At 65.5% G+C, this 24082-nt stretch carries 20 protein-coding genes and 1 tRNA gene; 1 reads left to right on the top strand and 20 read right to left on the bottom strand.

Annotation, left to right across the window (positions count from 1 at the left end):
- The 17 genes from nuoH to trpB form a co-directional block, all read right to left on the bottom strand.
- Positions 1-1095 (bottom strand): NADH-quinone oxidoreductase subunit NuoH, encoded by a 1095-nt coding sequence (gene nuoH / locus ABB25_RS03685; protein ID WP_057663881.1) that lies wholly within the window; start codon positions 1093-1095, stop codon positions 1-3.
- The gene (gene nuoG, locus ABB25_RS03680; protein ID WP_057663878.1) at positions 1092-3329 is read right to left on the bottom strand and encodes an NADH-quinone oxidoreductase subunit NuoG; all 2238 of its coding nucleotides are present in this window, start codon (positions 3327-3329) and stop codon (positions 1092-1094) included. Before nuoG ends, nuoH begins: the two co-directional genes overlap by 4 nt.
- Positions 3326-4663 carry an NADH-quinone oxidoreductase subunit NuoF gene (gene nuoF / locus ABB25_RS03675; RefSeq protein WP_057663875.1) on the bottom strand — a complete coding sequence of 446 codons (1338 nt, stop codon included), beginning with the start codon at positions 4661-4663 and terminating at the stop codon, positions 3326-3328. Before nuoF ends, nuoG begins: the two co-directional genes overlap by 4 nt.
- Before the next feature lie 5 nt (positions 4664-4668).
- Positions 4669-5196, bottom strand: a complete 528-nt coding sequence (gene nuoE, locus ABB25_RS03670) for an NADH-quinone oxidoreductase subunit NuoE (protein WP_057663873.1) — start codon at positions 5194-5196, stop codon at positions 4669-4671.
- Positions 5197-5278: 82 nt separating this feature from the next.
- Positions 5279-6586, bottom strand: a complete 1308-nt coding sequence (locus tag ABB25_RS03665) for an NADH-quinone oxidoreductase subunit D (RefSeq protein ID WP_057663870.1) — start codon at positions 6584-6586, stop codon at positions 5279-5281.
- Positions 6583-7335: an NADH-quinone oxidoreductase subunit C gene (locus ABB25_RS03660; protein ID WP_057663867.1), complete on the bottom strand. Its 753-nt coding sequence runs from the start codon at positions 7333-7335 to the stop codon at positions 6583-6585. The genes ABB25_RS03665 and ABB25_RS03660 overlap by 4 nt, the downstream gene beginning before the upstream one ends.
- A gap of 32 nt (positions 7336-7367) precedes the next feature.
- A complete protein-coding gene (locus ABB25_RS03655; protein WP_057663864.1) occupies positions 7368-7922 on the bottom strand; it encodes a NuoB/complex I 20 kDa subunit family protein in 555 nt (184 codons plus the stop codon).
- Positions 7913-8269: an NADH-quinone oxidoreductase subunit A gene (locus ABB25_RS03650; protein ID WP_057663862.1), complete on the bottom strand. Its 357-nt coding sequence runs from the start codon at positions 8267-8269 to the stop codon at positions 7913-7915. Before ABB25_RS03650 ends, ABB25_RS03655 begins: the two co-directional genes overlap by 10 nt.
- A 109-nt stretch (positions 8270-8378) precedes the next feature.
- A tRNA-Leu gene (locus ABB25_RS03645) sits at positions 8379-8463 on the bottom strand.
- A gap of 46 nt (positions 8464-8509) precedes the next feature.
- Positions 8510-8938, bottom strand: coding sequence for a preprotein translocase subunit SecG (gene secG, locus ABB25_RS03640; protein ID WP_057663859.1), 429 nt, complete (start codon positions 8936-8938; stop codon positions 8510-8512).
- A gap of 33 nt (positions 8939-8971) precedes the next feature.
- Complete coding sequence (tpiA, locus tag ABB25_RS03635) at positions 8972-9724, bottom strand: triose-phosphate isomerase (protein ID WP_057663856.1); 753 nt, start codon at positions 9722-9724, stop codon at positions 8972-8974.
- Positions 9725-9850: 126 nt separating this feature from the next.
- The gene (locus ABB25_RS03630; RefSeq protein WP_057663853.1) at positions 9851-10789 is read right to left on the bottom strand and encodes an isopenicillin N synthase family dioxygenase; all 939 of its coding nucleotides are present in this window, start codon (positions 10787-10789) and stop codon (positions 9851-9853) included.
- A 177-nt stretch (positions 10790-10966) separates the two neighbouring features.
- Positions 10967-12316, bottom strand: a complete 1350-nt coding sequence (gene glmM / locus ABB25_RS03625; protein ID WP_057663851.1) for a phosphoglucosamine mutase — start codon at positions 12314-12316, stop codon at positions 10967-10969.
- Positions 12316-13200 carry an acetyl-CoA carboxylase, carboxyltransferase subunit beta gene (accD, locus tag ABB25_RS03620; protein WP_057663847.1) on the bottom strand — a complete coding sequence of 295 codons (885 nt, stop codon included), beginning with the start codon at positions 13198-13200 and terminating at the stop codon, positions 12316-12318. The genes glmM and accD overlap by 1 nt, the downstream gene beginning before the upstream one ends.
- A 174-nt stretch (positions 13201-13374) precedes the next feature.
- Entirely contained in the window at positions 13375-14172 is a 798-nt protein-coding gene (gene trpA, locus ABB25_RS03615) for a tryptophan synthase subunit alpha (RefSeq protein WP_057663845.1), read from the bottom strand.
- Positions 14173-14215: 43 nt separating this feature from the next.
- A complete protein-coding gene (locus ABB25_RS03610; protein ID WP_057663844.1) occupies positions 14216-14719 on the bottom strand; it encodes a hypothetical protein in 504 nt (167 codons plus the stop codon).
- Positions 14719-15936, bottom strand: a complete 1218-nt coding sequence (trpB, locus tag ABB25_RS03605) for a tryptophan synthase subunit beta (protein WP_057663840.1) — start codon at positions 15934-15936, stop codon at positions 14719-14721. The genes ABB25_RS03610 and trpB overlap by 1 nt, the downstream gene beginning before the upstream one ends.
- 102 nt (positions 15937-16038) lie before the next feature.
- Between trpB and ABB25_RS03600 the strand changes: the two genes are divergently transcribed.
- Positions 16039-16926: a LysR family transcriptional regulator gene (locus ABB25_RS03600; protein WP_057663837.1), complete on the top strand. Its 888-nt coding sequence runs from the start codon at positions 16039-16041 to the stop codon at positions 16924-16926.
- A 6-nt stretch (positions 16927-16932) separates the two neighbouring features.
- Here ABB25_RS03600 and ABB25_RS03595 read toward each other — a convergent pair whose 3' ends face one another.
- The 3 genes from ABB25_RS03595 to ABB25_RS03585 are packed head-to-tail and all read right to left on the bottom strand — an operon-like array spanning position 16933 to position 24075.
- Entirely contained in the window at positions 16933-18024 is a 1092-nt protein-coding gene (locus ABB25_RS03595; protein WP_244477742.1) for a toxic anion resistance protein, read from the bottom strand.
- A gap of 22 nt (positions 18025-18046) precedes the next feature.
- Entirely contained in the window at positions 18047-18784 is a 738-nt protein-coding gene (locus tag ABB25_RS03590; RefSeq protein ID WP_057663834.1) for a hypothetical protein, read from the bottom strand.
- Complete coding sequence (locus ABB25_RS03585; RefSeq protein ID WP_057663831.1) at positions 18781-24075, bottom strand: DNA repair ATPase; 5295 nt, start codon at positions 24073-24075, stop codon at positions 18781-18783. The genes ABB25_RS03590 and ABB25_RS03585 overlap by 4 nt, the downstream gene beginning before the upstream one ends.
- Between the last annotated feature and the right edge of the window lie 7 nt (positions 24076-24082).

Genomic DNA, 24082 nt, shown 5'->3' with positions numbered 1-24082 from the left:
TCAGACGCCCTTTTCAATCACACCGAAAAACACCATCAACGCGGTCACCGCAATCCACACAATGCTCAGCGGAATGAAGACCTTCCAGCCCAGACGCATGATCTGGTCATAGCGGAAGCGCGGGAAGCTGGCGCGGAACCAGATGAAGGAACTGGCGAAGAAGAACACCTTCAGGAACAACCACGGCCAGCCGCCGTTCCAGATCCAGTTGATCCACGGCGAGATATCAGCCGAGACCAGGCCCTGGATCGGGCTCAACCAGCCGCCCATGAAGAAGATCGCGATCAGGAAGCTGATCAGGATCATGTTGGCGTATTCGGCCAGGAAGAACAGCGCAAAGGCACCGCCGGAATATTCCACCATGTGGCCGGCGACGATTTCCGATTCACCTTCGACCACGTCGAACGGGGCGCGGTTGGTTTCGGCAACACCGGAAACCCAGTAAATGATGAACATCGGCAGCAACGGCAGCCAGTACCACTCGAACAGGCCGGCATTGCCACTCTGGGCCTCGACGATGGCCGTCAGGTTCAGTGAACCGGCGGCGATCATCACACCGACCAGGGCAAAGCCCATCGAGATCTCGTAGCTGACCACCTGCGCGGCCGAGCGCATGGCACCCAGGAACGCATACTTGGAGTTGGATGCCCAGCCGGCCAGGATCACGCCGTACACACCCAGCGAGGTCATCGCCAGCAGGTACAGCAGGCCGACGTTGGCATTGGACAACACCAACTGGCCGTCAAACGGGATCACCGACCAGGCTGCAAACGACGGCGCCAGGGTCAGCAGCGGGGCGATGATGAACATCGCCTTGTGCGCGTTGGCCGGCTCGACCAGCTCCTTGAACAGCAGCTTGAAGACGTCGGCAAAGGTCTGCAGGATGCCGCCACCGACATACATCGGCCCATGACGGACATGCATCCAGCCGATCAACTTGCGCTCCCAGAGCACGTAGAAGGCCACTGCGGTGATCACCGGCACGGCAATCAGCAGGATCTTCAGCACGGTCCAGACCAGCACGCCCAGGTCACCCAGACCGGCGAACCACTGACCCAACGGGTCAGCAACATGGTTCAACAGCAACTCGTTCATGCAGCCACCACCGTCACCCGAGCGGCACCCAGCGGCGCGGTTGCGCCGTGGCCCGATTCAATCCAGACCGCACCCGCGGCGACGCGGGCGTCCACAACCACCTGCAGGGTCGCCCGGCCGGCATCGGTACCGACCTTGGCCATTTGACCTGCAACCAGACCCAGACGGGCAGCATCAGCGGGATTGACCGCCATCTGCGGCCCGACGTTGAGCGGGTGCGCCTGCAGTGCCGCCGCACGACGCACAACCGCGTCACCGCGATAGATGCCGGCGGTTGCGACCACTTCCTGGCCCTCGTCCTGCAGCGTGGCAGCCGGCGAAGCGGCAACCGTCACTGATTCGGTGACCAGGCTGTCGCGCAGCCCGGCCAGGTCGGTGAATTCAAAGCCAGCCAGGGCCAGCTCACCACCGAGTGCGCGCAGCACACGCCAGCCTTCGCGCGCCTCACCCGGGAGCTTGCCGCCAGCGCTGGTGCGCTGCTGCAGGCCATCCAGGTTGGTCAGGGTTGCTTCGATTTCCGGCAAAGCACCAATCGGCAGGATCAGGTCGGCCAGATCACGGGTCGAGGTGCAGGCGTACTGGCTGAAAGCCACCACCTGGGCACCGGCCAGGGCCTTGCGCGCCGTGGCGCTGTCGGCAAAATCCAGGCCAGGCTCGATGCCATACAGCACATAGGCCTTGCGCGGTGCGGCCAGCATGGCCGAGACATCCTTGCCCGCCGGCAGCACGCCGTAGTGGGACAGGCCCACGGCATTGGCACCCTGCGGAATCCGGCACAGGCGTGCACCGGTGGCCGCGGCAAACTCGGCAGCGGCGCGACGCAGCACGGCAGCCTGCGGATGGTTCTCGGCGATGGCGCCGACAAGGATCAGCGCATTGCCGTTGGCCGCAGCCACGGCAGCACGCAGGCCTTGGTCATTCAATGCAGCGGCCATCTGTGACGGCGGCACGATCTGCTTGCTGGCCAAGCCAAAGGTGAAGTCGAAGTCCACCGGATTGATGGCGTGGACCTTGGCACCGTTGTCAACCTGGGCCTTGCGCAGGCGTGCATTGAGCAGCGGCAGCTCATGGCGCAGGTGGCTGCCGAACACCACGATCTGGGCGGCCTTCTCGATCTCGGCAACCGGCATGCCGAAGACGGCAGCAGTGGCGGCATCGGAGAAGTCACGCTGGTTGATGCGGTGGTCGATATTGCTCGAACCCAGGCCCTTGGCCAGGCGTGCCAGCAGCGCGCCTTCCTCGTTGGAGGTGGCCGGGTGCACCAGCAGGCCGAGATCATCGCCCTTGTTGGCCGACAGGATCCGGGCCGCCTCGCTCAATGCCTCGGCCCAGCTGACCGGGCTCCAGTGGCCGTTGACCTTCTTCATCGGCACGTCGGCACGATCGGCGCTGTACAGGCCCTGGTGCGAATAACGGTCGCGGTCGGACAACCAGCAGTCGTTGACCTGGGCGTTTTCACGCGGCACGGTGCGCAGCACTTCGCCGCGGCGCACGTGCAGCAGCAGGTTCGAACCCAGCGCGTCGTGATAGCCCAGCGACTGGTGCGCAGACAGCTCCCAAGGGCGGGCCTTGAACTGGAACACCTTGTTGGTCAGCGCGCCCACCGGGCAGACATCGATCACGTTGCCCGACAGCTCGGTGGTCAGCGGCTTGCCGTCATAGGTGCCGATCTGCAGGTTTTCACCGCGGTACATCCCGCCCAGCTCCTGGGTGCCGGCGATCTCGTCGGTAAAGCGCACGCAACGGGTGCACTGGATGCAGCGGGTCATCTCGGTAGCGACCAGCGGCCCGAGGTCCTCGTCGGCAACCACGCGCTTGCGCTCGTTGAAGCGGCTGATGCTGCGGCCGTAGCCCATCGACAGGTCCTGCAGCTCGCACTCGCCGCCCTGGTCACAGATCGGGCAATCCAGCGGGTGGTTGATCAGCAGGAATTCCATCACCGAACGCTGGAACTTCAGCGCCTTGTCCGAACGGGTATGGACCTTCATGCCGTCCATCACCGGGGTCGCACACGCCGGCGACGGCTTGGGCGACTTTTCCACATCGACCAGGCACATGCGGCAGCTGGCAGCGATGGACAGCTTCTCGTGGTAGCAGAAGCGTGGGATCGGAATGCCGGCCTTGTCGGCGGCATGGATGATCATCGACCCCTTGGGTACAACCAAGGCGCGACCATCGATTTCGATGGTCACGTGATCCGGTGGCACGTTCGTGTTTACCGGTTGCGCGCTCATGCGACAGCAGCCTCCGCGTTCTTGCCGTCAACCATCGAATGACCGTTGACGATGTAATACTCAAATTCGTCCCAGAACTGGCGCAGGAACCCCTGGATGGGCCATGCCGCCGCTTCGCCGAACGCGCAAATGGTGTGGCCTTCGATCTGGCCGGCTACCGTCTTGAGCTGGTGCAGGTCCTCCATCGTGGCCTTGCCATCGACGATGCGCTGCAACGTGCGGTGCATCCAGCCGGTGCCTTCGCGGCACGGGGTGCACTGGCCACAGGATTCCTTGTGGAAGAACTGGCTGATGCGACGGGCAAACTTGACGCAGCAGACGCTGTCATCCAGCACCACGATCGCGCCCGAACCCAGGCCCGAGCCCAGCGCACGGATGGTGTCGTAGTCCATCGGCAGGTTGTCCAGCTCGGCGGCGGTCAGCACCGGCATCGATACACCGCCGGGGATGGCACCCTTGAGCTTGCGACCCGGCTTCAGGCCGCCGGCCATTTCCAGCAGTTCGTTGAAGGTGGTGCCAAGCGGCACTTCGAAATTGCCGCCCTTCTGCACGCAGCCGGACACTGAGAAGCACTTCGGGCCGCCGTTGTTGGTCTTGGACAGGCCCTTGAACCAGTCGGCGCCGTTGCGCACGATCGCCGGCACCGAGGCATAGGTCTCGGTGTTGTTGATCGTGGTCGGCTTGCCGTACAGGCCGAAGTTGGCCGGGAACGGCGGCTTGTAGCGCGGCTGCCCCTTCTTGCCCTCCAGCGACTCCATCAGCGCGGTTTCCTCACCGCAGATGTAGGCGCCGGCGCCAAGCGCGCCGTGGATCTCTATGTCCACGCCCGAGCCGAGCACGTTCTTGCCGATCAGGCCGTTGGCACGGGCATCGGCCAGCGCCTGCTCGAAATGCTCGAACGGCTCGTGGTGGAACTCGCCACGCATGTAGTTGTAACCGGCGGTGGAGCCGGTGGCATAGCAGGCAATGGCCATGCCTTCGATCACCGCATGCGGGTTGTAACGCAGGATGTCGCGGTCCTTGCAGGTACCCGGCTCGGATTCGTCCGAGTTGCACAGGATGTACTTCTGCACATCGCCCTTGGGCATGAAGGACCACTTCAGGCCGGTCGGGAAGCCGGCACCGCCACGACCACGCAGGCCGGACTGCTTGACCATCTCGATGATGTCAGCCGGCGGAATCTTTTCGGTCAGGATCTTGCGCAGCGCCTGGTAACCACCGGTCTTGAGGTAGTTCTCATACGACCACGGGGTGTCGTAATGCAGCGTGGTGTAGACCACGTTGTGCGGCTGCGGCGCCGGGCCGACCGGCCCGTTGGATTGATGGTTTGCCATGGCGCTTACTCCAGACCGTCCAGCAATTCGTCGACCTTCTGCTTGGTCAGACGCTCGTGGTAATGGCCATTGATGACCATCATCGGCGCACCGGCACAACCGGCCAGGCATTCTTCCTCGCGCTTGAGGTAGATGCGGCCATCAGCGGTACTCTGCCCGACCTTGCAGCCGAGCTTCTTCTCGGCATGCGCGATCAGCTCGTCAGCGCCGTTGAGCCAGCAGCTGATGTTGTTGCAGATCGCCACGTTGTGACGGCCCACCGGCTCCAGCTCGTACATCGAGTAGAAGCTGGCGACCTCGTAGGCCCATACCGGCGGCAGGTCCAGGTACTTGGCCACGCCGGCGATCAGCTCGTCGGTCAGAAAGCCGTTGTTCTGCTCCTGGGCAGCATGCAGCCCCTGCAGCACCGCCGAACGCTTGCGGTCCGGCGGGAACTTGCTCAGCCAGTGATCAATGTGCGCGCGAGTCTTGTCGCTCAACACCACCATCGGGTCGACGTCGCGCGCCGCCTCGAAATTTCCTGTCGCCTTCATCAGCCGACCTCAGATGCAAAATCAACAAATCCAATAGCCAGGCCGGCGCAAGCGCCGGCCAGCAGGTTCATTTCGACCGTGATCACCGGTCTACCTCGCCGAACACCAGATCGTAGGTACCGATCATGGCGACCACGTCGGCGAGCATGTGCCCACGGACGCAGGAATCAATCGAGGACAGATGGGCAAAGCCCGGCGCACGCAGGTGCACGCGGAAGGGCTTGTTGGCGCCATCGCTGATCAGGTAGCAGCCAAACTCGCCCTTGGGCGCTTCCACCGCTGCATAGGTTTCACCGGCCGGGACGCTGTAGCCTTCACTGAAAAGCTTGAAGTGATGGATCAGCGCTTCCATGTCGTCCTTCATCGCGGTGCGCTTGGGCGGGGCGACCTTGAAGTTGTCCACGATCACCGGACCTGGGTTGGCCTTGAGCCACTTCACGCACTGGGCAATGATCCGGTTGGACTGGCGCATTTCAGCCACGCGGCACAGGTAACGGTCGTAGCAGTCACCCTGGACGCCGACCGGGATGTCAAAGTCCATGTCAGCGTAGGCAGCGTACGGACGCTTCTTGCGCAGGTCCCACTCGATACCCGAGCCACGCAGCATCACGCCGGTCATGCCCCAGGCCTTGGCCAGTTCCGGATCAACCACACCGATGCCGACGGTACGCTGCTTCCAGATGCGGTTGTCGGTGAGCAGGGTCTCGTATTCGTCGACGCGGCCCGGGAATTCCTGGGTGAAATTCTCCAGGAAATCCAGCATCGAGCCTTCGCGCGCAGCATTGAGCTTCTTCAGTGCGGCGCCCTTGTGCCAGCGCGACTCCTTGTACTTTGGCATCGCATCGGGCAGGTCACGATAGACACCGCCCGGGCGGTAGTACGCCGCATGCATGCGCGCACCGGAGACCGCCTCGTAGCAGTCCATCAGCTCCTCGCGCTCACGGAAGGCGTACAGCATCACCGCCATCGCACCCAGGTCCAGCGCACCGGTACCGATGTTCATCAGGTGGTTCAGGATGCGGGTGATTTCGTCGAACATGGTGCGGATGTACTGCGCACGCACCGGCGCCTCGATCCCCATCAGGTTCTCGATCGCGCGCACGTAGGCGTGCTCGTTGCACATCATCGAGCAGTAATCCAGCCGGTCCATGTAACCGATGGACTGGTTGAACGGCTTGGATTCGGCCAGCTTTTCGGTACCACGATGCAGCAGGCCGATATGCGGATCGGCGCGCATGATGGTCTCACCGTCCATCTCGAGGATCAGACGGAGCACGCCGTGCGCGGACGGGTGCTGCGGACCGAAGTTCATCGTGTAGTTCTGGATTTCCTGACGGTCTTCGCCGGCATTGCTGGCAAAGGCGCGGGAAGCCTGGGCAATATCACTCACTTGGCTGCCTCCTGCTGGGCACGCTCACCGGCAGCGGTGGCAAAACGGGCATCATCACGCAGAACGCGCGGCACACCGACACGCGGCTCGACCGACGTCACCGGCTCGTAGACCACGCGCTGCTTCTCTTCGTCGTAACGCACTTCGACGTTGCCGATCAGCGGGAAGTCCTTGCGGAACGGGTGGCCGACAAAGCCGTAGTCGGTCAGGATCCGGCGCAGGTCCGGATGACCCTCGAACAGGATGCCGTACAGGTCGAAGGCTTCACGCTCGAACCAGTTCACGCCCGGCCAGACAGCGCACAGCGAGGCAACCACCGGCAGGCCATCGTCCGGAGCAAAGGTGCGTACGGCCAGGATCAGGTTGTGCTGCAGCGAGCGCAACTGCGCCACCACCGCAAAACGCCGGCTCGGCATGACCATCGGCTGCGGACCGTCGGCGGTTTCACGCTGCGGGCCCTGCCCCCAGCCGAAACGACCGACACCGCGACCTTCAACGCCGCGGCTGAAACCGGAAGAGGAAACGTCCGAAGTGTCCCACTCATCGTCGCCATAGCCCATGTAGTCAACGCCACACAGGTCGATCAGCTGTTCAAAACCCAGCTCATCGCGCAACGCCTGGCAGGTGGACAGCCAATCGGCCACCGGCACATCCAGGGTCACTTCGCCACGCGGTTCAACCACAGTGACCTGCGCGCCGGCGAAACGCGCTGCAAGTCGGTCGATGAAGGGGGAGGCTTGCTGTGCCATGGGGCTTGGCGTGCTCTTGTAAGGTGGACAGGTCAACGCGCGATCGTGTGTTCGCGGCGAATCTTCTTTTGCAGCTGCAGGATGCCGTAGACCAGCGCTTCGGCGGTCGGCGGACAACCCGGCACATAGACATCCACCGGCACCACACGGTCACAACCGCGAACGACCGAATACGAATAGTGGTAATAGCCACCGCCGTTGGCGCAGCTGCCCATCGAGATCACCCATTTCGGGTTGGGCATCTGGTCATAGACCTTGCGCAGCGCCGGGGCCATCTTGTTGACCAGGGTGCCGGCCACGATCATCACGTCAGACTGACGCGGCGACGGGCGGAACACCACGCCATAGCGGTCAAGGTCCAGGCGCGCTGCACCGCAGTGCATCATTTCCACCGCGCAGCAGGCCAGGCCGAAGGTCATCGGCCACATCGAACCGGTACGTGCCCAGTTCAACAGGGCATCGACACTGGTGGTGACGTAGCCCTTTTCCAGCAGCGGGTTCTCGCCTTCGGGGCGCAGGATGTCATCGACCTGTCCCAGCGGGACCGGGTTATGCATCAAGCCATCGAGAGTCTGTATCACTCCCATTCCAGCGCTCCCTTCTTCCACACATAAATGAAACCGAGAAACAGCATGCCCACGAACAGGCCCATCGTCACCAGACCACGGGCACCCAGATCCATAAAGACCTGGGTCCACGGCACGATGAAGATGATTTCCAGGTCGAAGACGATGAACTGGATCGCGATCAGGTAATAGCGCACGTCGAACTTCATGCGTGCGTTTTCAAATGCCTCAAAGCCGCACTCATAGGGCGACAACATCTGGGCATCAGGATTACGCGGCGCAAGAAAACGACTGACCGCCATCAGCGTGATGCCGATGCCGGTAGCGATGATCAGAAACAGCAGAGACGGCAAATATTCGGCCAGCACAGCGATTCTCTCTTGCCTCTGCCTACGACGCCGAACGGCGCTTTGGCATGGGAAATGACGGAGCAGACAGGCTGCAGGTCCGCATGCTCCGAATGTACTTCTGAAGTATTGGTGCCCAAGAGGGGACTCGAACCCCTACGACTTGCGTCGCTACCACCTCAAGGTAGTGCGTCTACCAATTCCGCCACCTGGGCAATGCCTGCACCATGAAGATCGGTGCAGCGGCTATTGTAACCGCCTTCAGTTGTTTTGTGCGGGCTTTTCGGCAGTTTCTTCACCCGGAACCGACGTTTCCGCCTGAGCCGGCACAGCCGCCGGCTCCACTGCAGCCGGGGCCACCGGGACAGCCGCCGGAGCCGCCGGCACCGGCGCCGTCTGCACCTCGGCCACCGGCACCTGCGACATCACCCCGAGGTCAGTCCCCTCGATGCGGCCGCCATGGGTGGCGTACCAGGCCATGAACATGCTGATGGCAAAAAAGGCCACGCCCAGCCACTTGGTGGACTTGGACATGAAGTTGGCCGCACCACGCGCGCCAAAAACAGTGCCGGAGGCGCCTGCACCGAAGCCGGAACCCGCCGCGGCACCGGAGCCACGCTGGAGCAAGATCAGCGCGATCATCGCAATGGCGACGAGCACATAGATCACATTCAGGACAATCATCAACATGGGCTTTGAGTCCGCGGAAGGTGTATCGAAAACTTAGCGGGTGACTGCACTGGCAATGGCAATGAAATCTGCCGCCACCAGCGAAGCACCGCCGACCAGCCCACCATCGACATCCGGCTGCGAAAACAGCTCGGAAGCATTGTCAGGCTTGACGCTACCGCCATACAGGATCGGCAGGGAGTCGGCAATTCTAGCATCGTAGCGCGCCACTTCGCCACGAATGAAGGCATGTACGGCCTGGGCCTGGGCGGGGCTGGCGGTGCGTCCGGTGCCGATCGCCCATACCGGCTCATAGGCCACCACCGCGCCCTCGAAGGCCGCAGCACTGACCAGGTCCAGCACCGGCCGCAGCTGCGAGGCGATCACATCCTCGGTCAGACCGGCTTCGCGCTGCTGCAGCGATTCACCCACACACAGGATCGGCCGCAGCCCGGCATTGACGGCAGCAAGGAACTTGCGCGCAACATGCTCGCTGGATTCGTGATGGTACTGACGGCGCTCGGAATGACCGACCAGGCCAAAACGCGCCCCCACATCCACCAGCATTTTTGCCGACACCTCGCCGGTGTAGGCCCCTTCCTGGTTGCTGCTGACATCCTGCGCACCGAAGGCCAGCGTGGTGTGCTGGAAATCCTCGACCAGGTCGCCCAGGTAAGGCAGCGGCGGCAGGATCACCACTTCCACCCCATCCAGCGGCAGTGCGGCCGCCACCTTCCCCACCAGGCTGGTGGCGAAATCCCGGCTGCCATGCAGCTTCCAGTTACCGGCAACAATCTTGCGACGCATCAGGCCACTCCTCGGTGATTCAGGCGCGCAAGGATAGCCGATCCATTCGCGCCTGCCGCATATCGACATGAAAACGCCACCGGAAAACCGGTGGCGCCAACATCAGCACTGCAAGCCAACAAACACTTACTTGAGCTTGATTTCCCGCAGACGCTCTTCCAGGAAGCCGTGGGCGGTGATGGCTTGCGGATAGCGGTCCGGGTTCTCGGCACTGATGCAGCCCGGAAGGGTCTTGATCAGGAAGTCCGGGTTCGGATGCAGGAAGAAAGGCACCGAATAGCGCGGCTGGCGTGCCGCATCACCGGCCGGGTTGACCACCCGGTGGATCGTGGATGGGTACACATGATTGGTCAGGCGCTGCAGCATGTCGCCGATGTTGACCACGATGGTGTCGCCCTGAGAGGTGAACGGCACCCACTCACCGTCGTGCGAGCGCACTTCCAGCCCGGCAGTGGATGCCCCGACCAGCAGGGTGATGAAATTGATGTCGCCGTGGGCGCCGGCACGCACGTTGGGGATGTCCTCGGTGGTGATCGGCGGGTAGTGGATCGGGCGCAGGATCGAGTTGCCGACATCGACCTTGTCGACAAAGAAGTCTTCCGGCAGGCCGATGTGCAGGGCCAGCGCTGCCAGCACGCGCGCACCCAGCGCATCCAGGGCGTTGTACAGGGCCAGGCCGTACTGCTTGAACTCCGGCACCTCCTCCGGCCACACGTTCGGCGGCATCACGTCGCGATACTTCGAATCGTCAGCAATCTCACGACCGATGTGGAAGAACTCCTTCAGGTCGAAGTGCTTGGAGTCCTTGGCGGTCTCGATACCGAACGGGGTATAGCCGCGCGCACCGCCCTGGCCAGCCAGGTGGTACTTCTTCTTGGTCTCTTCCGGCAGTGCATAGAACTTGCGGAAAGCGGCGTAGGCGTTGTCGATCAGTTCCTGGCTGATGCCATGGTTGCTGATGCCGGCAAAGCCCCACTGGCGGTAGGCAGCGCCCAGTTCGGCCACGAACGCGTCGCGGTCGGTGTCGTAACGGGTGATATCCAGGGTCGGGATACGTGCGGTCATGATGAACTCATGGTTTGCGTGCCTGCAGGGCACGGGCGCTCGAGCGCCGGGTGGTTGGCGGGCAGCGATTATGCGCTTTTCCAACCCAACCTGGCCCGACTGAAGTCATTGCATTTTTCAATCCGGCAGGCTAAGCGGACCGGCTGCTACGGATGCAGCCGGCCCTGCCCCGCGCACTCAGGCCGCGGCCATGCGCACCGCTGCAGCCAGGCCGTCCAGGGTCTGGCGCACCAGCTGGTCGTTGTCGGCCTCGACGGTCACCCGCACCACTGGCTCGGTACCGGATGGACGCAGGAACGCCCGCCCCCGCCCGGCCACGGCCGCCTGCGCCTGTGCCAATGCCTGGACCACGCCCGGCGCAGCCACCACCGCCCTGGCGTTGCCCGACAGGCGCACGTTTTCGGTGACCTGCGGCACCATGACCAGCCCCTGCAAGGCCTGGCGCAGGGTCAGCGCCTGGCTGCGCAGCACTTCCAGCACCTGCAGGGCGCTGATGATCGCATCGCCGGTGCTGGCGCGATCCAGGCACAGCAGGTGCCCGGAGGCCTCGCCACCGAGGATGCCAGCCCCCTCGACCAGGGCCTTGTGGACATGGCGGTCGCCGACATTGGCACGTACGAAGGCCAGGCCCAACCCGGCCAGGGCCTGCTCCAGACCGTAGTTGGTCATCAGGGTGCCCACCACCGGGCCGCGCAGACGCCCATTGGCCTGCCAGGCCCGGGCCAGCACGTAGAGCAGCCCGTCACCGTCAACCAGTGCGCCCTGGTCATCGACCATCAGCACGCGGTCGCCGTCGCCGTCGAAGGCGATGCCCAGGTCCGCGCCCTGTTCCAGCACGGCCTGCTGCAGCGCCTGCGGATGGGTCGAACCGACACCGTCATTGATGTTCAGGCCATTGGGCGCGGCCCCGATCACACTGACCTGTGCACCCAGCTCGGCAAACAGCAGCGGTGCGATCTGGTAGGTCGCCCCGTGGGCGCAATCGAGCACGATCTTCATGCCGCGCAGGTCAAACCCGCGCGCCACGCTGGCCTTGCAGAACTCGACATAACGGCCGACCGCCTCCACCGAGCGCCGCGCCTTGCCCAGCCGGTCCGAATCCACGGTCAGCAACGGCTGGTCGATGGCCGCCTCGATGGCCGCCTCGGTGGCGTCATCAAGCTTTTCGCCCAGGGCGGAAAAGAACTTGATGCCATTGTCAAAATACGGGTTGTGCGAGGCACTGATCACCACCCCGGCATCGGCGCCCAGGGTGCGGGCCAGAAACGCAATGGCCGGCGTCGGCATCGGCCCGAGCAGCTGCACATCGGCACCGGCGGCCACCAGTCCCGCCTCCAGTGCCGATTCGAACATGTAACCGGAAATCCGGGTGTCCTTGCCGATCACCACCACCGGCCGCCGGCGGCCCTCGGCCGAAAGCACCCGCCCCAGGGCATTGCCCAGGCGCAGCACGAATTCTGCGGTGATCACGCCGTGGCCAACCCGGCCACGGATGCCATCGGTACCAAAATAGCGACGTTCAGACATCAAGCAACATCCTGGTCGGCATGGGCCGGCTGATTCATCAGCAGGGCCGTCAGATCGGCCAGCCGGTCACGCAGCTGGCGGCGGTCGCAGATCTGGTCGATGGCGCCATGCTCGAGCAGGAACTCCGAGCGCTGGAAACCTTCGGGCAGGGTCTCGCGCACGGTCTGCTCGATCACCCGCGGGCCGGCAAAGCCGATCAGTGCATACGGCTCGGCGATGTTGATATCGCCCAGCATCGCAAACGAGGCCGACACGCCACCGGTGGTCGGGTGGGTCAGAACCGAAATATAGGGCAGCCCGGCTTCACGCAGCTTGGCCAGTGCGGCCGAGGTCTTGGCCATCTGCATCAGCGACAACAGGCCCTCCTGCATGCGCGCGCCGCCGGAGGCGGAGAAGTTGACGAAGGGACAGCCCACTTCCAGCGCGGTTTCTGCCGCCAGCGCGAAGCGCTCACCCACCACCGAGCCCATCGACCCGCCCATGTAGGCGAAATCGAAGGCCGAGGCGACCAGCGGCCGGCCCTTCAGGGTGCCGCGCAGCGCGACCAGGGCATCGTATTCGCCGGTCGCCTTCTGGGTGGACTTGATGCGCTCGGCATAGCGCTTGGAGTCCTTGAACCTGAGCACATCCACCGGCGCCAGGCGGGCACCGATCTCCTGCGTGCTGGCAGGGTCAAACAGGGCAGCCAGACGGGCACGGGCACGGATGGCCATGTGGTGCCCGCACTTGGGGCAGACCATCAGGTTCTCTTCCAGCTCCGGACGGTACAGCGCCTCATTGCAGCTGCTGCACTTGTCCCACACCCCTTCGGGCATGTTGTGTTTCTTCGCCGGAGCGGTATCGGTACGGATGCCAGCGGGCATCAACTTGCTGAGCCAACTCATACGGGAGCAGGTTTCCGTTCAAAGCGGCCAGGGCCGCAACCGGCACAGTCTAGCGCAGCGTACCGGTGTAGACCCATCCGTATGGAGTTGAACTTTCGACACCGTGCACACGGCACGATGTCTGGCCTGACACCACACGCCCTGCCAGCCATGACCGGCAGGGCGCGCCAGGGGTCACAGGGCGTCCAGCGCCTTGCGCAGCGGCGCCAGGAACGCACCAGCCGCCGCAGCCGGGTCGGCCGCGGTTGCCAGCGCAGCCACCAACGCACTGCCCACCACCACGCCGTCAGCGTCAACGGCCATCGCCGCCGCGCTGGCGGCATCGTTGATGCCGAAACCGGCCACCACCGGCACCGGCGAGGCCTGCCGCAGTTGCCGCAGGCGCCCACTGGCCGCACCGATATCCAGCAGCTGGTTGGCGCCGGTCACGCCATTGAAACTGACGTAGTACAGATACCCGGCCGCATCCCGGCACAGGCGCTGGATGCGTGCCTGCGGGGTGGTCGGCGACGCCAGCAGCACCAGCGCCAGCTGGCGGGCGGCAAACGCCGCGCGCAGCTCATCGGCTTCTTCCGGCGGCAGGTCCACCAGCAGCACACCATCGACCCCGGCTTCGGCCGCGGCGGCGGCAAAGCCTTCGGCACCACGGATCTCCACCGGGTTGAGGTAGCCCATCAGCACCACCGGGGTGGTGGCATCGGTCTGCCGGAACTGCGCCACCGCTTCCAGCACGAAGCGCATGCCGGCACCACGGGCCAGCGCGCGCTCGGAGGCGCGCTGGATGGTCGGGCCATCGGCCATCGGGTCGGAAAACGGCACGCCGAGCTCGATCACGTCGGCGCCGGCGGCGACCAGTGCGTGCATCACCGGCACCGTGGCCTCCAGCGATGGATCACCGGCGGTGATGAAGGGAATCAGGGCCTTGCGGCCGGAGGCCTTCAGGCGGGCGAAACAGGCATCAATGCGGCTCATGGGGAATCTATCCGGAGAAAGGGCAAGACAGGCAGGCAGGCGGTCACACGCAGCCCTCGCTGAGCTGGACCGCCTCGACGCGGCCCCAGAGGATCACCTCGACCTCCGCACCCGGCAGTTCGACGCGCAGCGCGCGGTCGTGCGCGGCATCGAGCCAGTCGAGGTAAAGACCGGGCGGCCAGGAATACTTGTGCATGTCCACCTCAACCCCTTCGTCGGGCAGTCGTATCCCCGCTTCGGTCAGCGACATGCCGCGACGCAGGCCGAACGGTGCTTCGGGTGCGGCATCGCCAGGGTCGGACAGGCCGATCTCGAAGCGCGCGATGCGTCCATCCTGCAGCATCATGCCGACGCCAGCAGGCAGGTGGCCACCGGACACCTGGGTGCATTGGTCCGGATCGGGCCAGTCCTCCACCTGCCAGTCATCCCTGGCCGCGGCCAGGTCGAACGGCTGGCCGATGCACAGCCCGGCCACGCAATCGAAGGTTTGGGCTGGCGCGGCAACCCCGCCCAGGGCCAGCAACAGGGACGCAAGTGCGGCTGGCATCAGACCTGAACCCCTTCCCGCGCAGCAATGGTATGCACGTCCTTGTCGCCACGGCCGGACAGGTTGCACAGCACGAGCTTGTCCGGCGACAGCTCGCGGGCGAGCTTGATCGCCTGGGCCACCGCATGGCTGGACTCCAGCGCCGGCAGGATGCCCTCGACCCGGGTCAGGCGGTGGAAGGCCTCCATCGCCTCGGTATCGGTGATGCCGACGTACGTGGCGCGGCCGCTGTCGGCCAGGAAGGCATGCTCGGGGCCGACTCCCGGGTAGTCCAGGCCGGCGGAGATCGAGTGGGTCTCGGTGATCTGGCCATCGTCATCGCACAATACATAGGTGCGGTTGCCGTGCAGCACGCCCGGGCGGCCGGCACTGATCGAGGCGGCATGGCGGCCGGTGTGGATGCCGTCACCGGCAGCCTCGGCACCATAAATGGCCACGCCCGGGTCGTTGAGGAAGGCATGGAACAGGCCGATGGCGTTGGAGCCGCCACCGACGCAGGCGGTGATCGCATCGGGCAGGCGGCCGTACTCGGCCAGCATCTGCTCGCGCGCCTCACGCCCGACAATCGCATTGAAGTCACGCACCATCCGCGGATACGGGTCCGGGCCGGCGACGGTACCGATGATGTAGAAGGTGTCGGCGATGTTGGTGACCCAGTCGCGCATCGCCTCGTTGAGTGCGTCCTTGAGCGTGGCCGAACCGCTGGTCACCGGCACCACGGTGGCGCCGAGCAGCTTCATCCGGTAAACGTTGATCTTCTGGCGCTCGATGTCGGTGGCGCCCATGTAGACCACGCACTCCAGGCCCAGACGGGCGGCCACGGTGGCCGAGGCCACGCCGTGCTGGCCGGCACCGGTCTCGGCGATGATCCGCTTCTTCCCCATCCGCGCGGCCAGCAGCGCCTGGCCGATGGTGTTGTTGATCTTGTGCGCGCCGGTGTGGTTCAGGTCCTCGCGCTTGAGCAGGATCTGCGCACCACCGACCTCGCGGCTGAGCCGCTGCGCGTGATAGATCGGGCTCGGCCGGCCGACGTAGTGGGCCAGGTCCTTGTCATAGGCCTGCTGGAAACCGGGGTCCACCCGCGCCGCGTCATAGGCGGCGGCCAGCTCCTGCAGCGGCCCGATCAGGGTCTCGGCGACGAAGCTGCCGCCGTACGGGCCGAAATGACCGTTGGCATCGGGATAGGTATGGAAATCTGCAATATGCCCAGCGGCCATGTGTCACCTGCAACGTGATTGTTTCAATGGGCTCACATTAGCGATCCTGAGCCCGCATGGACAAGCGACTTTTATGCTTGACCCGTGAGTTAAACTCACACAATGACGCAACCTTTGCCGCCTCTGACTGCATTACGCGCCTTCGAAGCCACGGTCCGCCTGGGCAGCGTGAGCGCCGCCGCCGCCGAACTGCATGTCACCCATGGCGCGGTCAGCCGCCAGTTGCAGGTACTGGAGCAGGCACTGGGCCAGCCCCTGCTGGAAAAAACCGGGCGCCGGCTCAGCCCGACGCCGGCCGGGCAACAGCTGCAGCAGGCCGCCACCACCGCGTTCAACCAGCTGCGCCAGAGCTGGCAGGCCCTGCAGCGGCGACCTGACGATGGCCCGCTGGTGCTGGGCTGCTCCGGCAGCGTGCTGGCGCGCTGGATGATCCCGCGGCTGGGCCGGCTGGCCAGCGACCTGCCGGAGCTGCGCGTGCATCTGGCGGTACTGGAGGGCGACCTCGCCCCGGCCCTGGAGGGACTGGACGCGGCACTGCTGCTCGGCCAGCCACCGTGGCCTGCCAACTGGCAGGCGCATGCACTGGCAGAGGAGCGCATCGGCCCGGTCTTCAGCCCGCAGCTGCCAGGCGCCGCAACGCTGCGCCTGGCTGCGCCGTCGGCGGTACTGGCCCAACCGGTGCTGCATACCACCTCGCGCCCGCAGGCCTGGCCGAGCTGGCTGGCCAGCCAGCAGCTGGCCAGCACACAGATGCAGCTCGGCGCCGGCTTTGCCCACCTGTATTACCTGCTGGAAGCAGCCGTGGCCGGGCTGGGGGTCGCAATCGCACCCGAACCACTGGTGGCCGACGATGTGGCCAGCGGGCGCCTGCTCGCGCCCTGGGGTTTTGCCGCCACCGGCGGGCAATGGGCACTGTGCACGCGCCACAACCATGGCGACCCGCGCCTGGACCGGCTGATTGCCTGGCTGCGGCGCCAGCTCGCCCGCTGAGCCCGTTCAGCCCTGGCGGGTGATCTGCGCCAGGCGCTGCTGCATATCCTCACGCATCCGCAGCAGATCCTGCTCGGCCTGCTGGCGCTGGGCCATGCCTTCGCGATGGATGCTGCGCACCTCCTCCACCGTGGCGATCATTTGCTCATGGGCATGCCGCAGCGTGGCCAGATCGATCACCGCGCGCTGGTTGGCACGCGCTGTATCCACCGAGGTCTGACGCATCAGGTCGGCATTGCGGCGCATCAGCTCATTGCTGGCATCGTCGATCGCATTGGACAGTGCCACCGCGTTTTTCTGCTCCTGCAGCGAGAGCTGGATGGCGAACTGGCGCTTCCATGAGGGGATGGTGATGTCGCGTACCGCGTTGAACTTCTCGATCAGCTGGATCGCATTGGCCTGGATCATGCGGATCATCGGCAATGACTGCTCGGCCGCGTGCTGCATCACCAGCAGGTCGCCGATGCGCTTGTCGAGCAGGCGCACGGCATGGTCCAGCTCGTTGCGGCGCGTGCGCGACAGCGGATCCTCCTGGCCGGCGAGCTGGGCCAGTTCGGCCTCCATGCGGGCCAGCTGCAGCTTGCCGGCGGCCACATGCAGGCCCAGCGCGTGCCGCTCCTGGCGCACCATCGCGTGCATGCGGTCAAACTCCTGCACCCGCTGCGACTGTGCCGCCTGCTGCACGCCGACATCGGCCATCAGCTGCTCGATCTGGGCATTGCTGTCGCTGAATTTCTGCATCAATTCACCACGACTGGCGCGCATGCGGTCGATCAGGCCACCGATCACCGGCAGCCGCGAACGCTGGCCCACCGCATCAAGCTTGAGCGTGCGCGCGATGCGCACCACCTCGCCGAGCTTCTCGCCGGAGGCTTCCAGGTCGCGGTTGCGCACCTGATCCAGCAGCTGGGCGGAAAACGCGGCACTCTTCCCAGCCACTTCACTGCCAAACACGTGCAGGCCACCGGGACCGGCATCGGCCAGGCCCTGGGCAAGCTGCTGGATCTGTACCAGGTCGCCGCTTTCCAGGCCCAGCTGGGTCAACAGCGCAGGATCCAGGGTATCGGCGGCAGCAGCGGGAAGGCGGTCTTGGGTCACGGGGTCAACTCCCTTGGGGCGGTCACGAGGATGAGGACGGCGGCTCGGCCGCCACTGACAGCCGGCGGCGCATCTGCGCCAGCTCGGCCATGATCTTGTCATGCAATTCCGGGTCCAGCGCACGCAGCGCGGCCTGCTGACGCCATGCCGGCAACAGCACATCGCGCAGCGCGGCATAGCGCTGCAGCAGCTGCTGCCCGGCGGCAACCAGCTGCAACCACTGCTGTTGCCACTGGGTGGCGATCAACGCCATCCGCTGCAGGTGCAACCGCCGCGCCTGCAGCGCCTGGACAATGGCTGGTTCCAGCGCTGCAGCCTGTTCGAACTGGCCAGCCGCCTGCAGCCAGCCCTCCAGTGCCGGCCCGGCCTGGGCCAGGGTGTCAGCCCACTGCTGCTGGTCGAGGATGTCCGTCGCCAGCAGGCGCGCATGGGCGTCGGCACGGCTGATGACAGCAGCGATGCCGGCAGCCAGTTGCTGCGCCTGCGCCTGCGCCTGCACATCACGGCCGAGCAGTCGCCCCCACCAGCCCACCCGGCGCTGGTGGGCACGGGCATCGTCGGCCAGCAGGGCCAGCTGCAGATGCTCCAGCTCGACCACCAGCGCCAGTGCCGCTGCCGAGGTGGCCGGCACCGCCGGCAGCGCCAGCAGCCGCGACAACCAGGGCTGCGCATAGCCGGCCGCCGCCATCACCGAGGCCGGCGCCTGCGGATCGACCGGCGGCCAGCCACTGGCCGGGGGCGCGGCACACTCCCGGGTCATTCCAGCGCCCCGCCCGGTTCCGGCGGCAGCTCGCCATAAAAATGTTGGTTCAGGGCGGTGTCGATGCGACGGGTGGCGGAATTGCGCGGCCGCGGGGCCGCCGTCGCTGCCGGCGCAGGCGCGGCGTCACCACGATGCTGGCCCAGGCGGCTGGCCAGTTCGGTCAGTGCACGGCTGGCCTGCAGCTGCTGCAGCTGGTTCTCGCGCAGGGCCTGCAGCAACGGCGACAGCTGCTCGACGCTGACCGCACTGCCCGGCGGCTGCGTACCGGGCGACGGTGGCGACAGCGCCTGCAGTGCCTGCAGCAATTCATCCCAGGGCGGCGCGGCCGCTGCGGGTGTTGCCGTTGCCGTCGCTGGCTCGGTGCGGTGCTGCAGGCCGGCGGCAATATCGGCCAGTTGCGCCACGATCCGCCCACCGACATCGGCATCGTCGCCACCGATGGCCTTGTTGCGCAGGAAATCACGCTTGATCTGCTCCCAGCGTGCCTGCTGCGCTGGCTCCAGCCGGCCACGCAGCTCGGCCAGCTTGAGCAGGTTCTCCTCCGCGCCGGTGGTCAGCAGCTGCGACTCGCCCTGGTAATGGTCATCCAGCAGTTGCTCCAGCTCCTGCGCGTTCATCACCGGCGAGACCTTTTCGGCCAGCTTGTTCATGTTGCGGTAGCTGCCCTGCAGGCGGAAGGCCGGCTCGGTCCGGTAACGGTCATCCTGGGCGGCACTGGCGATGTACTGCAGGTTGACCCGGTAAACCACCTCGCGCACCTGCAGCAGGCGCTGCAGGGTGGCGACGATCTCGTTGATCTCGGCCTGGCTGTAACCATGGCCGAGGTCGTTGCTGGAGACTTCCCTGCCCTGGGCCATGTCCACCAGCCGGTACAGGTCGGCCATGTCGCGGGTGGCCAGCGGTGCCAGCACCGGGTTGGAGGTCAGGCTGTTTTCGATGTAGCTGAGTTTGAACGCCTCTTCCATCCCGCCCAGCACATCGCCGAGGTTGTAGATGTCGGCACGGTTGGCCAGCATGTCCGGGATCTTGAACACCTCGCCGGACTCGGTGTACGGGTTGCCGGCCATCACCACGCAGAACTTCTTGCCGCGCAGGTCATAGGTGCGGCTGCGCCCGCGCCAGACGCCCTCGATCCGGCGGGTGCCATCGCACAGCGAGATGAACTTCTGCAGGAATTCCGGATGGGTGTGCTGGATGTCATCGACATACAGCATGGTGTTGCTGCCCATTTCCAATGCCAGGTTGATCTTTTCCAGTTCCTGGCGCGCGGTGGCATCGGGCGCCTGGGCCGGGTCCAGCGAGGTGACCTGGTGGCCAAGCGAGGGGCCGTTGATCTTCATGAAAACCAGGCCCAGGCGGCTGGCCACGTACTCCATCAGCGTGGTCTTGCCGTAGCCGGGCGGGCTGATCAGCATCAGCAGGCCCATCAGGTCACTGCGCTTGCCCTGGCCCAGGGTGCCCATCTGCTTGGCCAGGTTGTCGCCGATCAGGCCGAGGTAGACCTCGTTGATCAGCCTGTTGCGGACAAACGAAGACAACGGGCGCGGCTTGAATTCCTCCAGCCGCAGCTGTTCGCGCTCGCGCTGGATGATCCGGTTGCGCACCTGCTGGTAGGCGGCAAAGCCGGGCTGGAACTGCTGCAAATGCTGCTGCATGCGCGCCAGGAAATCATCCAGGGCCACGTCCAGGTTGCCGTCGACGATGCGCGGGTGTTCACCGAGCAAGCCGCTGACGGTCAGCGACAGGCCGGCCTCGCTGATCCGGTGATGCAGCGCCGGACCATGCAGCAGCAGTGCGGCCGCCTCCTCGACATGGCGTTCAAGGGCCTGTAGCTGGGGTTGCCGGCACAACGCGGCCAGCCATTGGGCAACCAAGGTCCAACGCGCCGACTCGCTGCTGGCGGCAGCCAGCAGCTGTTCAAAGCGTGGATGTTCGCCGGCGGCCTGCAACTGGCTGCGCAGCTGTTCCAGCAGGCTGCGTGCCTGGCAACTGAAAGCAAACACCGGCTGGCCGGCAGCCAGCTCTTCGGCCAGGTACGCCGCTGCCTGTGCGCACTGCTGCGGTTGCCATGCCAGCCCGGCGCTGTGCCCATGGGCCTCGATGCACGCACTGATCTCCTGTTCGAGCAGACGCTGGGCACTGTCATCGGCAAACAGGCGCTGCAGCACATCGGCCCCGGCCTTGCGTTGCGCCCAGTCGGCCACCTCGGCAGCCCCGGCCTGGCTGGCCCAGAACTGCACGGCCAGGGCGCGGATGGACGGCGGATGGATCAACACCCCGGCTCCCTGCTGCAGCGGCAGCAGGGCCTGCAGGATCCGCTGCGCATCGTGGTCATGGATGCCACGTTCATAGCCTTGACGGTAACGCGGCGCGGCAAAATCGCGCACCAGCTGCTGCAGTTGCGCCGGATCAGCGGCCGCCTGCTGCAGCCGGGGCATGTCCAGGCCGTCGCTGCCGGCACGTGCCGCCAACCAGATGCTGCCGGCCAGATACTCACCGCGGTACAGCACCGGCGACTCCGAATCCAGACTCAGCTGCCAATAGGCACGCCCCTGCTCCAGCTCCGGGTCCTGGATGACCTGCAGGTAATCGGTGCCAGTCAGATGCACGGCCAGCTGCTGCCCGTGCGGGACCAGGGTCAGATCCAGCGCCTGGCTGTTGACGCTGAAACGGTGGCGCGGCCCCAGCTTGATGACATTGCCGCCGGCCTCGTACAGCTCGCTGCGGTCACGCAGCGCACGCACGGCCTGGTCGGCAATGGCCTTGAGCCGGGCCTGGATGTCGTCGGCCTTGACGTTGTCGTGGTACTGGCGCAGGCGCTCGCTCAGTTCATGCAGCTTGAGCACCAGCGGGTCGCCGGCAAAGAAGGCATGCAGCGCTTCGGCATGCTCGAAGCGCTCGGCGCGGCGTGGCAGGCCCTCCAGCAACCGGTCGGCCGCCTCCAGCACGGCACGCGCCTTGCGCTGTCGCTGGTCCAGCAAGGACTGCTTGTGGCTGTCAAATGCCTCCAGCAGTTCCTGCCGCTTGTCGACGATATCGGCCAGGAACTGCTCATGCTCGCCAAACCGGCCTTCCAGCTCCTCCAGCTGCACCAGCAGGCGCGAGAGCTGCTCGTCGGCCCTTTCCGGATCGGTGGCCTGGACCAGCGCACTGGCCATCGCCTGCTCCAGCAGCGCGAACTGGGCAGAAAACCGGGCGATGTTCTCCGCACTGCCGGCACTGCGCCGGCGCTGCTCGGCACGCGCGCGTGCCTGGTTCAGGCGGGCATACAGGGCCGAGATCGATTCCACCACCCGGGTGTGGAGGCTGGCATCGTCGATATGCAGGCTGGCCATCAACTCGCCCAGCATGTCCAGGTCAGCGGCCATCGCCTGCATCTGCGCCAGCTGCTCGGCGATCTCGCGCGCACTGTCTGCTGCCTGTGCGGCCGCATCCAGCTGCTGCAGGCGCTGGTTGAACGGCTGCAGGGCGCTGTCGCTGGCCAGAAAGCGTCCCGTTGCCGCCCCGACCTGCTCGCCGGCCTGCTGCAGGGCAGCGAGCATGGCATCGATGGCCGCGGTATCGATGTAGCGCAACTCACGGGTGGCCAGCAGCTGGCCGCGCTGCTGGCCGATCGCGGTGAGCGCCTGGACGAATTCATCGACCTGCTGCCAGTTCTCCGGCTGCAGCCGTGCCATCAGGGCACGATGGTCGTGCCCGGCCTGGGCCATGCCCTGGGCAGATTGCGCGGCGATGGACTGGACCTTCTCGAACTCGTCCAGTACCGCTTCGCCGGTGCTGCTGATGGCATGCAGCAGCTTGGACATGTCCCCGCAGTGCGGGCTGTCCAGCCAGTGATGGCTGTCAAACAGGCTGCGCGCCTGGGCCACCAGCCGCTGGTAGCGCGGCAGCGACACTTCCGGACTGGCAATGCTGCGCGCCACCGACAGCAGGTTGGAAATGCCACGCACCAGCTCGGCGTTGCCGATTGCCCCCAGGAAGGTGTTGCTGGCCGGGCGGCTGGCGGCATGCTCGTCACTGTAGAAAGGCGTCTGCCAGACCTGCATCGGATGGATCCGGGTCGGCGCATCCCCTTCGGCATGGAACAGCACCAGCCGGCCATCGGCCAGCAGGGCATAACCATGGCCGATGACCGGGTTCTGCAGGCTGCGGGCAATGGTGTTGTAGACCAGCAATGCCGAGCGCCCCTGCTCACGGTCGTAGAAGATGTACAGCACATCCTCGCCATTGGGCGAGCGGATGCAGCGCTTGAACTGCATCCCCTCCAGGCCGGCCTCGAACTGGCGGTACTCCCCGCTTTGCAGGTAACAGCCGCCAGGAAAGATCACACCATGGTCCTCGGGCAGCTGCACACAGGCCTGGACAATGGCATCGTTGCGCAGCACCTGGCCGGTGAGCCTGTTGTAGATCAGCCCGCGCCACTGGGTTTCACGATAGGGCAGTACGCGCAGCAGGATCAGGGTGCCGAGCTGGGCAAATTCGATCTGCGCATCATCCAGCGACTGGGTCGCATCCTCGACCGGCTCGCTGTAGATCCCCTGCCCGGTATCGGTGTTGTTCTCCACCTTGATGGTCAGATCCCCGCCCAGGGTCTCCACGAACAGCGTGTCCAGGATGTTCAGGTGCGGATGGCGGCCATTGACCATCATCTCGCGCCCGGCCCGGGTCCACTCGAAATCAAAGGGGGGCGGCAGCACGATGTCGCGCTCGCCGCGCGAATCCAGGTACTCCAGCCGGCCATCGGGAGCCAGCGACCAACGGAACACGCGCACATCGGTGCTGCGCTCGCCGATCTGGAAGGCGGCCAGCAGGCGCCCGTCGCGCACGATCAGCTGCAACAGCCGGGCATGCTTGTAGTAGGCGTACAGGTCGGTGAAATCGCGCACGAATTCCGGCTGGCCCAGGAAGCTGCCGGCCGGATCGACCGGGGTCACGTCATAGCCGTCAGCGCCCTGGACCAGGCGATACAGGCTGAACACATCCTCGACCCGGGTCTGGCTCTTCAGCCCGATATAGACGTTGTAGCCGAACAGCAGGCAGTCATTGCCCACCTGGACCACGTCGCGGCCAACGGCGTTGTTCTCGGAACGGATGCGGAAGCGCCCCAGCACCGCCATCCGGCTGTCGCCGAACTCGGCCAGACGCTGCTGGTTGAGCGCCTCGGCCGCGGCCTGCAGTTGCTGGCCCTGCTCACCCAGCCGTCGACGCAGTACCTCGTAGGCACCGCCGAGGGCGACTGCCTGATCCACCGTATCGCCGCTGGCCACCTGATCCTGAATTTCTGACATGCTCCAC

The sequence above is a fragment of the Stenotrophomonas koreensis genome, assembly GCF_001431525.1.
GTDB classification, from domain to species: Bacteria; Pseudomonadota; Gammaproteobacteria; order Xanthomonadales; family Xanthomonadaceae; genus Stenotrophomonas; species Stenotrophomonas koreensis.
This window is presented reverse-complemented; position numbering and strand designations above follow the sequence as displayed.